Below are 10,053 nucleotides of genomic sequence, written 5' to 3'. Positions count from 1 at the left end.
AGAGAGTGGTTGATTGGGAGGGCGCCTTCGCCGGCAAGCCGGCTCCTACAGTAGGTCGGGTACAGTCGCGAGAGACTGGTTGACTGGGAGGGCGCCTTCGCCGGCAAGCCGGCTCCTACAGTAGATCGGGGACAGCCGTGGGGGACAGGTTGACTGGAGGGCGCCTTCGCTGGCATGTCGATCTCCTGCAAGGGTGTATGCCGCTCGTCTACTCGAACGCACGCAATCCCCTGGACGCCTTCAAAGCTGTACGACCCGGAAAACCCGGGCACAGTTTGTGAGGTGAGACATGTCCAGCGAGTCGACTTTCCAGGACAACAAACAAGACCCGGACAAGACGCTACCCACGTCGGACGATCCGGGCAAATACGATCCCCTGAAACAGGCCGACCTCGACGATGAAGAGGGCGAGCAGGAATGGAACGAGCGCGACAGGAAGCTGCCTGAGGCAGATGAGCAAACACCTTTGTCCGACGACAGGCGCTAGGAAAAGCGCCCGGTGATAGATCGAAGTACTGCCCAGGAGAACAGCCAATGACCCTATTCACGCCCTTGACAGGTTCGCCTTCGACGCTTGCGGATGCCGACGCCGGCGGCCAGTACCGCGAACTCTACGATCTGCTGTACAGCAACGACCCACAAGCAGCAGCGCTGGGCGAGCAGTTCCTGCGCGAGCAACTGGCCGAGGTCGCTGAACTGCCCTGTGATCTGCCCGAAGCGCCAGGACAGCTGGCGGCATGGTCAGAACAACATTGCGCCGACGTCGCGCGCGACTATGCCCTCTACCTCGAGGAACGCAAGCAGGGCGGGCCACGTCGGTATTTCTCGAACAAGGCCCATGCCCTGTTTTTCCTGCAACGGGTAGCGCCCACCAAGGAGGTCGACGGCGCCTGGCTGGCCGGTGTGCTCGAGCACTGGCAGGACCTGCGTTATGACGGGTTGCTGAGCACCTATCTGGAAGAGTTGGGCAACGGCGATCCGCGGCAGAATCACGTGGTGATCTACCGCAAGCTGCTGGCGGCCCACGACTGTGGCGACCGACAGGGGCTGCTCGACGAACACTTTCGCCAAGGTGCGATTCAATTGGCTTTGGGGCAGTGCAGCGAGAGGTTCATGCCCGAGGTGATCGGCTACAACCTCGGCTACGAGCAATTGCCGCTGCACCTGCTGATCAGCGCCTATGAACTGCGTGAGCTGGGGATCGATCCGTACTATTTCACCCTTCACGTGACCATCGACAACGTCAGCAGCGGGCACGGACGCAAGGCGATTGAAGCGCTGCTCGACCTGATGCCGATGGAGCAGGGACGGGAGGAGTTCTATCGGCGTGTCGCCATCGGCTATCGACTCAATGACCTGGGGCCGGGCTCGACGGCGGTGATTGCAGGCTTCGACCTGCAGCAGGAAGTGATCGCCATGCTCGAACGCAAACGCAGCTTCGGCCAGCACATGCATTCCGATTACTGCAAGGTCGAAGGCCAGACCGTCAATCAGTGGCTGGCGACTCCGGGCCAGATCGAAGAGTTTCTCGGCGCGCTGCAACGCAAGGGTTGGATCAAACGGCATGGCCCGCCCAAGGAGAGCCGATTCTGGCAATTGATCGAGGGCGATACGGCGGCCATGTTCGGCGTGTTCAGTGGCTATGAAAAACAACTGCTGCACGACTGGATCGCCGGTGACTGGCAAGACCCGCAACGCCAGCCTGTGCCACGCCGGGCGCCATCCGACGATGCCTTCGCCGATGAAGCCTTTGCGAACGACCCTGAGCTCAAGGCGTTGCAGGATTCCCTGCGCGACCAGTCACCGCGGCAACAACTGCAATTGCTGATCCCGTGGCTTTCGGCCCAGCGCCATTGTCGACCCGCCGGACTTTACGCCACGCGACTTTTCATTGAATGCGTGGCCCGTTTGCGCTGATTTCAGGAGAGTCATGCATGTCAGGACAACAGATAGCCGATCGCACATTGCTGGAGCTGGGCAGGCTTCTCGCTGCCGAGGACTACCGTTTCATCACCCCGACGCCCTTGACCCACGAACGGGTGTGCCAGCGCTTTGTGCCGCTCTTGGCCAAGGACCTGCGTGATGTGTTCGGCTGGTCGATGCCTTTCGAGCACGGGCTGTTTTCACCGCAGCAACTGGCTGAATTGGAACAGGCGGGCATCGTCGAAAAGGAGGGATCGCTTTGGCGCAGCACGGTGCGCTGGTCAAGCCTTGGGCGCTTGCTGATTGCCCATTCGGCGTATCCGACCACGCAGAGCGACTCGGTGTTCTTCGGACCCGACAGCTATCGTTTTGCGCAACTGATCGAAGCCCATCTGCAGCAGCGCGCGGAACCCGTGCGGCGAGCGGTGGACATAGGCTGCGGGTCCGGCATTGGCGCGCTGGTTATCGCCCTTGCCCGGCCGGACGCCGAAGTGCTGGCGGTGGATATCAATCCACGGGCGCTGCGCCTGTCGGCGGTGAATGCCGAGCTGGCCCAGGCCAGTAATGTCAGCGCTTACCACAGCGATGTGCTGGGCAGTGTCGAAGGGCAGTTCGACCTGATCATCGCCAATCCGCCCTACATGAACGACAGCCAGCAACGCGCCTATCGCCATGGCGGTGGTGCGCTGGGCGAAGCCTTGTCTGTGCGCATCGTCCGCGAATCGCTGCCGCGCCTGGAAAAGGCCGGCAGCCTGGTGTTGTACACCGGGGTGGCGATGGTCGCCGGGACGGACCCCTTCCTGGAGTCCGTACAGCCGCTGCTGAGTGACGACAAGTACGATTGGACCTATCGAGAGTTGGACCCCGACGTGTTCGGCGAGGAACTGCTCAAACCCGGTTATGAACGGGTGGAGCGCATCGCCGTGGTGGCGTTGACCGTGACCCGGCGGCATTGATGCAGCGCCGGATCAGTTGCCGTCCGCCACCTTGCGTTGTATCTCGTCAACTTTGCGCCGCAGGTCTTCGGCTTGCTCCTCGGTGGTTTCGGGGGGCGAAGGTTCGAGGCTTTCATCCTCCTCGGTCGGCGTGTCGGCAGGGGTGATGCGGTCATCGTTGTTCATGGCGCTGGCCTCCAGTGGGTATACATTGGATCGAAGCCCGGGCTACGAGTTCTAGATTTTTCTCGGCTGACCTTTTGACCAATGTTCGCTCACCGCGCCATGGGAACCCTGCACCGGGTCCTGGTCGGGAAACGGCAGGGTGTCGATGCTTTGCTGTTGCGCAGCGCTCGGCGCTTCACGGCAAATGTCGGCGTGCTGGCCCGGCGGGTAGGCGCCGACCACCAGGAAGTCGTCGCTCGATTCCAGGTTGCAGTGACCGGTGCCGGCCGGCAACAGCAGCACATCCCCGGCACCGACTTCCAGCACCAGGCCATCGGGCCCGCCCAGCATCAGGCGTGCATGCCCGCTGGCCACCCCAAGCACTTCATGGCCTTCGGTGTGGTAGTGGTGATAGTCATATACCCCATAGCGCCATTGCGGTGGCCAGCCGTTGGCACTGAAGGTTTGCTCGAACAGGGCAGCTGGATCGTCGCCCTGGACAGCGATGGCCTTGGGGTAGATCAGCACCGGCAGGCGCGGGTTGTTCGGCACCCAGCCATTGCGTTCGAACATCAGTTTTTGCGCTGGAGCATGCGCTTGTGAGTTGCTCATTCGAGCTCTCCTCCATTGTGAAGGGTGTCTATAGAGCAGAGACATTGCCTTGGCCCGGGTGGTTCTAAAAACGGGCTCAGCGATACACGTACAGATGCAATGAACTCCTGCAGGCTGCCTGCCTCTCAACTTCAAGTCATGAGTTTCAAGAGCACTCAGAAGGGAGAATGGGCCATGAGCAATGCGGCAACCCTCGAACGCCTGCTGCAGCCGTTTGCCTGTCGGCCAGCGATAAGCACCGCGGACGCTGCGCTGCAACCGATGTTGCAGCAACTGATCAGAGCTGGATTTGCTGACCTGCCAATGCCCGGGCAGGGCCGTACGCTGGAACGCTGGCGCACGCTGGCCGCCGTCTCCGCCAGCGACCTGCGGCTGGCCAAGCTGTTCGAAGGTCATACCGATGCGCTGGCAATCATGGCCGAGCTCGAGCCCGACTCGCCTGCGGCCGCGGGCAGTTGGGGAACCTGGGCGGCCGAGCCGCCCTTTGCCCGGCTCGAGATTGTCGATCGCCATGCAGGCAATGTTTACCTGCAGGGTCGCAAGGCCTGGTGTTCCGGCGCCGCCATGCTCGATCAGGCGCTCGTGACGGCGTGGGATGAACAGCAGCGGCCGCAGTTGGTGGCGCTCACGTTGCGCCAGCCCACGATCAGGCTACTCGAGGATGGCTGGCAGGCGGTCGGCATGGGCAGTACGGCGAGCATCGACCTGCTGTTCGAAGGTGCCCTTGGCCGTTGTGTCGGGTTGCCCGGACAGTATGTCGACCGACCCGGCTTCTGGCATGGCGGGGGTGGAATAGCCGCTTGCTGGTACGGCGCCGCCTGTGCGCTCGCCGGTTACCTTCGCCAGCACTGCACGCAGCCGTATCACGACGCCCATGCCGAGGCGCATCTGGGGGCTGTCGATGCGGCGTTGTGCATGGCCAGGGCGGTGCTGCGGGAAACGGCTCGCTGGATCGATGACAACCCCCAAAGCTCACCGCAACTTCCGGTCCGGCGCCTGCGCGCCCAGGTCGAAGTCGCGGTTGACAGCGTGCTGGCCCATGTCGGGCGCGGGTTGGGGGCCACGCCGTTCTGTCGTGACAGTCACTTCGCCAGGCTCGCCGCCGACCTGCCGGTATTCGTGCGCCAGAGCCATGCCGAAAAGGACCTGGCGCAGCTTGGACAGCAGGTCGCCGCGCAACCGCTTGAGGGCTGGGAGCTGTGATCGCCGAGTTGGTATCTCAAGGGGAGAATCTCATCCAGGGTCCCGGCACATCGCTGGCCCAATGGCAGGCCAGTGACTGGCTGGCGCGGGTGCCCACCATCACCCACAACCAGCTGGTGCCTGCGGGACAGCGCCTGGTGGTGGTCGCCCCGCATCCTGACGATGAAGTGCTCGGTTGCGCCGGCATCCTGGCCGGGATGAAGGGCAGGGAGACCGACGTCCTGATGATCGCAGTCACTGATGGCGAAGCCAGTCATCCGCAGTCGCACCACTGGACCCCGACGCGTCTGCGCCGCGAGCGCCCGCTGGAAAGCACGCGCGCGCTCGCCCGCATGGGGCTCGATGTCACTGCCCTGGACTGGCAGCGCCTGGGTCTGCCCGACAGCGGCGTAGCGGGCCAGGAGGGGTTATTGATCGAACGGCTGGCGGCCTTGATTCGCCCGCAGGATCGGGTGATCACCACCTGGCGCTTCGACGGCCATTGCGATCACGAGGCGACTGGCCGGGCGACCGCCAGCGCTGTCGCCCGGCAAAGGGCCTGCCTGATCGAAGTGCCGGTCTGGGCGTGGCATTGGGCGCGGCCGGACGATGCCCGAATCCCTTGGGCGCGGGCGCACAAATACCTGCTGGATCCCCAGGTGTTGGCGCAAAAGCGCCAGGCCATTGCCGCCCATGTCTCGCAGGTCAGCCCACCGGCGGTGTTGAGTCGAGAAACCCTCGAACGCCTGATGCAACCTTTTGAACTGGTGTTTCTATGAGCCTGCCGCCCGACTACTTCGAACAAATGTTCAGGGCCAGCGATGACCCCTGGTCCTTTCGTACCCGCTGGTATGAAAAGCGCAAACGCGAACTGACGTTGGCCAGCCTGCCGCGCCAGCGTTATCAACGGGTCTTTGAGCCGGCCTGCGCCAACGGTGAACTCAGTGCGCAGCTGGCCGAGCGCAGCGACGTGTTGCTGTGCCAGGACATCAACGCGAAGGCAGTGGCACTGGCGCGTCAGCGCTTGAGTGGCCTGCAACATGTCCGCGTCGAGCAGGCCCGTATTCCACGGGATTGGCCGGACGGCGAGTTTGACCTCATCGTGCTGAGCGAAGTGGGCTACTTCCTCGATGCAGGCGAATGGCATCAGGTCATCGAGCAGACCTTGCGCAGCCTGGGCCCGGCGGGCAGCGTGCTGGCCTGCCACTGGTTGCATCCGATCGAAGGCTGTTCCCAGGACGGCCGCGACGTTCACGCAGCGCTTGCCGAGCGTCTGAATCTGCATCGTCTGATGCGTCATGAAGAAGCGGATTTCCTCCTTGAATACTGGAGCCGTGACGCGACCTCGATCGACCTTGCCGAGACCTGCCAATAGTCAAAAGGCCAACGACTTCAGGTAGTCGCCAAAACCTTCCCGGCACCGGCAGTGCTGGCGGGCGCTGGTGGTGACCCGGTTCCTCGCCGTCCACATGATGCGCGCGCCGCTGCGCTCCAGATCGGCCACCAGCTGCACGTCCTCGTGGGCGGGCAGGGCTTGGAATCCGCCCGCCTTGCGGTAAGCCGCCGAAGAGACGCCGAGGTTGGCGCCATGGATATGCCGGTGACCGTCAACGGTGTGGTAACTGGCGTGATAGCGCTCGCGCACCCGCTCCGGATGTTCGGACCAGTCGGCGACTTCGACCAGGCCGCAAACCGCATCCGCGTTGAAGCTGATCTGCTCTGCCAGCCAGGTATCGGGAACGACGCTGTCGGCGTCGGTGAAGGCCAGCCAGCGTGCATCCTTCGCCAGCAGGTGTTCGGCGCCTTGGGCCCGGGTCTTGCCAACGTTGCGGTGGTTGCAGCTCAGCGTCCACACGTCATAGGCCTGGGCGATGTCGAGTGAAGCGTCCGTGCAGTCGTCCAGGACGATCAGGATCCTCACTTCCTCATCGTCCAGATCTCGGTGGAAAGACGCCGCCAGCAGCGACTCGATGCATTCTTCAAGGCGCTGTTCCTCGTTATGCACCGGCACAATCACTCCTATCATCTGCAAATCCCCATGGCTGGCTTTTCGATGTCGACCGGGGTTGATGACCATTGGTTGCAACTGTTTGCACGCAAAGGCGATCACTTATGGCGCTCGACCATTGATCCACTGTCGTGAATGAAAAAAGGAACCGCCGCAGCCGCTTTGTGCCCTTAGACATAAGCAGGGGGGAGGTAGATGGATGTGAATGTTCAGTCAATTTTTACAGGGTGCGCCGGATGGAGCCTGGGCCGGGAATATTCGGCCGACTTCACGGCAAAGGGCACCCACTTGTTGCGTTATGCGGCGCGACTGAACTGCGTTGAGATCAACAGCTCGTTTTATCGCCCGCATCGCGTCCAAACCTACCAGCGCTGGGGCGCCTGCGTGCCGGCCGGCTTTCGCTTCAGCGTCAAGGTGCCCAAGCAGATCACACACATGCAGCGACTGCAGGACTGTGACCAGGCGCTCGATGAGTTTGTGCAGCAATGTTCCGGCTTGGGCGATCGCCTGGGCTGCCTGCTGGTGCAATTGCCGCCGTCTCTGGAATTTGTCGAGCCGATTGCCGAGGCTTTTTTCGTCAGTCTCAGGCGGTGTTTTGCAGGGGGTGTGGTGCTTGAACCCCGACACGAATCCTGGATGGAGGCCGAGGCCCTGTTGGTGCACTATCGCATTGCGCAGGCTGCGGTGGATCCTTCGCGCATCAGCACCGACTCGACTCCACGGGGATGGCCGGGGCTCAAATACTGGCGGCTGCATGGCTCGCCGCGCATCTATTACAGCCCCTATGACGAGCAGCGGCTGGAACGCCTGGCGGGCGAGATGCACGCAGCTACGGCCGACGGGGCGTCCACCTGGTGCATCTTCGACAACACCGCCAGCGGCGCGGCACTGGGCAATGCCTTGACGCTGGCGCAAAACCTGGCCGCTAAACGCCTTTGGTAGACGGCAACAGGATCGTCAGGATGCCCAGCAGCGGCAGGAACGAGCACAGCGTGTACACGTACTCGATGCCGTGGATATCCGCCAGGTGCCCGAGCAGCGCGGCGCCGATGCCGCCAAAACCGAACATCAGGCCGAAGAACACCCCGGCGATCATGCCGACGTTGCCGGGCACCAGTTCCTGGGCGAAGACCACGATGGCCGAGAAGGCCGAGGCGAGGATGAAGCCGATGATCATGCTCAGCACGCCGGTCCAGAACAGGTCGACGTAGGGCAGGGCGAGGGTGAAGGGTGCGGCGCCGAGGATCGAGAACCAGATCACCTGCTTGCGCCCGATCCGGTCACCGATCGGCCCGCCGAAGAAAGTGCCGGCTGCCACGGCGCCGAGGAACAGGAACAGGTACAGCTGCGAACTGGCCACCGACAGGTCGAACTTCTCGATCAGGTAGAAAGTGAAGTAACTGGTGAAGCTGGCCATGTAGAAATACTTGGAGAACACCAGCAGTGCCAGGACCACCAGGGCAAAACTCACCCGTTGCCTGGACAGGCCATGGGTGGCCTTGGTGCCTTGTTTGAGCTTGAACAGGTTCAGGTGGTTGCGGTACCAGCGGCTCAGGCCGTATTGCACGAGGATGGCGAAGACCGCGAACAGGCCGAACCAGGCGACATTGCCCTGGCCGTAGGGGATGACGATGGCCGCCGCCAACAACGGACCGAAGGCGCTGCCGGCGTTGCCGCCGACCTGGAAGGTCGACTGGGCCAGGCCGTAGCGTCCGCCCGAGGCCAGGCGCGCGACGCGGGAAGTCTCCGGGTGGAAGGTCGAAGAGCCAATGCCCACCAGTGCCGAAGCCACCAGGATCGCCGCGAAGCTGCCGACCATCGACAGCATCAAAATGCCGATCAGGGTGCAGACCATGCCCGCCGGCAACAGCCACGGCTTGGGGTGGCGGTCGGTGTAGTAGCCGATCCAGGGTTGCAGCAGCGAAGCGGTCAGTTGAAAGGTCAGGGTGATCAGGCCGACCTGGGTGAAAGTCAGGCCATAGGTGGCCTTGAGCATCGGGTAGATCGACGGCAGCACGGCCTGGATCAGGTCGTTGATCAGGTGCGCCAGGGCACAGGCGCCGATGACGCGCATCACCAGCGGGCTGGCCTGGCTGGCCACCGAGGCGGTGGCCTTCTTGGAGGTAGTGGCGGAGGCGGTTGTACTGATGGACATGGGATCCTTCCAGAGAAAAAGCGCGGCCGGCGCGGGGTAAAAGCGCTGGCCATTTCAGGGTTCAGCGCTATCCTAGGGGGCGTCCGATTGCCTGTCTCGCGCAATTCGGGAATCGACTATCGCAAAAAGGGCATCATGATCAAGTCGCTGGATGAATTCCTCAGGGAGATCGACGGGCGCGCCTGCGCCGTGAGCAGCAGCGCCACCGACTACCCGGAGAATTGGGTGATCGAAGCGCACTCCCATCAGGCCCACCAACTGATCTACGCCATCGAAGGCGTGATGGTGGTGCACTCTGGATTGAGCCAGTGGACGGTGCCGCCCAGCCGCGGGATCTGGATGCCGAGCCGGCATATTCATTCGATTCGCTGTGTCGGCCCGTTGAAAATGCGCAGCCTGTTCGTGCGCCCCGAGGCGGCTGCGGATATGCCAGCGGAACCCCGAGCGGTGAGTATTTCGGCGTTGCTCAGTGAGTTGATCAAGGTCTCGGTGGAGATCAGCGGACCCTACGAGGCGGACTCGCGCGAGGGCCGGGTCATGCGCCTGATCCTCGATGAACTGCGGATCCTGCCGACCTTGCCTCTGCACCTGCCTCAGCCCACGGACCCACGGCTCAAGGTGGTGTGCTCGGCGTTGCAGCGCGATCCCGGCGATGGCTCGACCCTGGCGCACTGGAGCGCACACCTGGACCTCGATGAAAAAACCATCCAGCGCCTGTTCCGCAAGGAAACCGGGATGACCTTCGGCCAATGGCGTCAGCAGGCGCGCCTGCTGCTGGCCCTGGAGCGCATTGCTGTCGGCGAGAAGATCATCGACATTGCCGGGGAGCTGGGCTACGACAGCCCCAGTGCGTTCACCAGCATGTTCAAGAAACAGTTCGGCAAGACCCCGAGTCATTTCTTCAGGTAGCCGCGCTCCCGCGGCAACGCCCGATCCACTGTAGGAGCTGGCTTGTCGGATCGCCGCATCGCAGCGAAGGCGGTGTGTCAGTCACCAGAGCTGTTGGATGTGCCGGCCTCTTCGCTGGCAAGCCAGCTCCTATGTATGGACTCGCCCCCACTGTCTACCCGCTT

Annotated in this window: 12 protein-coding genes; 8 read left to right on the top strand and 4 right to left on the bottom strand. The window is 62.9% G+C overall.

All coding sequences use genetic code 11. The features are described 5' to 3' along the window. Positions 1–289: 289 nt before the first annotated feature. The 3 genes from SOP95_RS30980 to SOP95_RS30970 are packed head-to-tail and all read left to right on the top strand — an operon-like array spanning position 290 to position 2,879. Positions 290–487 (top strand): hypothetical protein, encoded by a 198-nt coding sequence (locus SOP95_RS30980; protein WP_166621358.1) that lies wholly within the window; start codon positions 290–292, stop codon positions 485–487. A 47-nt stretch (positions 488–534) separates the two neighbouring features. After that, the gene (locus SOP95_RS30975) at positions 535–1,917 is read left to right on the top strand and encodes an iron-containing redox enzyme family protein (RefSeq protein ID WP_323609457.1); all 1,383 of its coding nucleotides are present in this window, start codon (positions 535–537) and stop codon (positions 1,915–1,917) included. A gap of 17 nt (positions 1,918–1,934) precedes the next feature. Continuing rightward, complete coding sequence (locus SOP95_RS30970; RefSeq protein WP_323609456.1) at positions 1,935–2,879, top strand: class I SAM-dependent methyltransferase; 945 nt, start codon at positions 1,935–1,937, stop codon at positions 2,877–2,879. 12 nt (positions 2,880–2,891) lie between these two features. Here the strand turns inward: SOP95_RS30970 and SOP95_RS30965 are convergent, their stop codons facing one another. Together SOP95_RS30965 and SOP95_RS30960 are read right to left on the bottom strand one after the other, a co-directional pair. After that, positions 2,892–3,044 (bottom strand): hypothetical protein, encoded by a 153-nt coding sequence (locus SOP95_RS30965; RefSeq protein WP_166621360.1) that lies wholly within the window; start codon positions 3,042–3,044, stop codon positions 2,892–2,894. A 51-nt stretch (positions 3,045–3,095) separates the two neighbouring features. After that, a complete protein-coding gene (locus SOP95_RS30960) occupies positions 3,096–3,635 on the bottom strand; it encodes a cupin (RefSeq protein ID WP_323609455.1) in 540 nt (179 codons plus the stop codon). Positions 3,636–3,809: 174 nt separating this feature from the next. Between SOP95_RS30960 and SOP95_RS30955 the strand changes: the two genes are divergently transcribed. Genes SOP95_RS30955 through SOP95_RS30945 form a run of 3 tightly spaced genes read left to right on the top strand, consistent with a single transcriptional unit; the run spans position 3,810 to position 6,192 of the window. Next, positions 3,810–4,838, top strand: coding sequence for an acyl-CoA dehydrogenase (locus tag SOP95_RS30955; protein ID WP_323609454.1), 1,029 nt, complete (start codon positions 3,810–3,812; stop codon positions 4,836–4,838). Beyond that, positions 4,835–5,596, top strand: a complete 762-nt coding sequence (locus tag SOP95_RS30950) for a PIG-L deacetylase family protein (RefSeq protein WP_323609453.1) — start codon at positions 4,835–4,837, stop codon at positions 5,594–5,596. The genes SOP95_RS30955 and SOP95_RS30950 overlap by 4 nt, the downstream gene beginning before the upstream one ends. Then, positions 5,593–6,192 (top strand): class I SAM-dependent methyltransferase, encoded by a 600-nt coding sequence (locus SOP95_RS30945; protein ID WP_323609452.1) that lies wholly within the window; start codon positions 5,593–5,595, stop codon positions 6,190–6,192. The genes SOP95_RS30950 and SOP95_RS30945 overlap by 4 nt, the downstream gene beginning before the upstream one ends. Here the strand turns inward: SOP95_RS30945 and SOP95_RS30940 are convergent, their stop codons facing one another. Then, positions 6,193–6,843 (bottom strand): glycosyltransferase, encoded by a 651-nt coding sequence (locus SOP95_RS30940; RefSeq protein ID WP_323609451.1) that lies wholly within the window; start codon positions 6,841–6,843, stop codon positions 6,193–6,195. 177 nt (positions 6,844–7,020) lie between these two features. On the opposite strand from SOP95_RS30940, the gene SOP95_RS30935 reads away from it, so the two are divergent. Continuing rightward, positions 7,021–7,767, top strand: a complete 747-nt coding sequence (locus SOP95_RS30935; RefSeq protein ID WP_323609450.1) for a DUF72 domain-containing protein — start codon at positions 7,021–7,023, stop codon at positions 7,765–7,767. Here the strand turns inward: SOP95_RS30935 and SOP95_RS30930 are convergent. Then, the gene (locus tag SOP95_RS30930; protein ID WP_323609449.1) at positions 7,751–8,980 is read right to left on the bottom strand and encodes an MFS transporter; all 1,230 of its coding nucleotides are present in this window, start codon (positions 8,978–8,980) and stop codon (positions 7,751–7,753) included. The genes SOP95_RS30935 and SOP95_RS30930 overlap by 17 nt on opposite strands. Before the next feature lie 87 nt (positions 8,981–9,067). On the opposite strand from SOP95_RS30930, the gene SOP95_RS30925 reads away from it, so the two are divergent. Beyond that, on the top strand, positions 9,068–9,889 hold the full coding sequence (locus SOP95_RS30925; protein WP_323609448.1) for an AraC family transcriptional regulator: 822 nt from the start codon (positions 9,068–9,070) through the stop codon (positions 9,887–9,889). Positions 9,890–10,053: the final 164 nt, after the last annotated feature.

The sequence above is a fragment of the Pseudomonas sp. YuFO8 genome, assembly GCF_035065025.1.
Classification (GTDB): Bacteria; Pseudomonadota; Gammaproteobacteria; order Pseudomonadales; family Pseudomonadaceae; genus Aquipseudomonas; species Aquipseudomonas putida_AE.
The sequence above is the reverse complement of the archived record's forward strand: the minus strand, read 5'-3'. Positions and strand labels throughout refer to the sequence as shown.

Coding starts and splice junctions, on each gene's coding strand:
- SOP95_RS30970 (WP_323609456.1), top strand. CDS start 1,935: ATGTCAGGACAACAGATAGCCGATCGCACATTGCTGGAGCTGGGCAGG.
- SOP95_RS30935 (WP_323609450.1), top strand. CDS start 7,021: ATGGATGTGAATGTTCAGTCAATTTTTACAGGGTGCGCCGGATGGAGC.
- SOP95_RS30930 (WP_323609449.1), bottom strand. CDS start 8,980: ATGTCCATCAGTACAACCGCCTCCGCCACTACCTCCAAGAAGGCCACC.
- SOP95_RS30975 (WP_323609457.1), top strand. CDS start 535: ATGACCCTATTCACGCCCTTGACAGGTTCGCCTTCGACGCTTGCGGAT.
- SOP95_RS30980 (WP_166621358.1), top strand. CDS start 290: ATGTCCAGCGAGTCGACTTTCCAGGACAACAAACAAGACCCGGACAAG.
- SOP95_RS30945 (WP_323609452.1), top strand. CDS start 5,593: ATGAGCCTGCCGCCCGACTACTTCGAACAAATGTTCAGGGCCAGCGAT.
- SOP95_RS30955 (WP_323609454.1), top strand. CDS start 3,810: ATGAGCAATGCGGCAACCCTCGAACGCCTGCTGCAGCCGTTTGCCTGT.
- SOP95_RS30940 (WP_323609451.1), bottom strand. CDS start 6,843: ATGATAGGAGTGATTGTGCCGGTGCATAACGAGGAACAGCGCCTTGAA.
- SOP95_RS30965 (WP_166621360.1), bottom strand. CDS start 3,044: ATGAACAACGATGACCGCATCACCCCTGCCGACACGCCGACCGAGGAG.
- SOP95_RS30960 (WP_323609455.1), bottom strand. CDS start 3,635: ATGAGCAACTCACAAGCGCATGCTCCAGCGCAAAAACTGATGTTCGAA.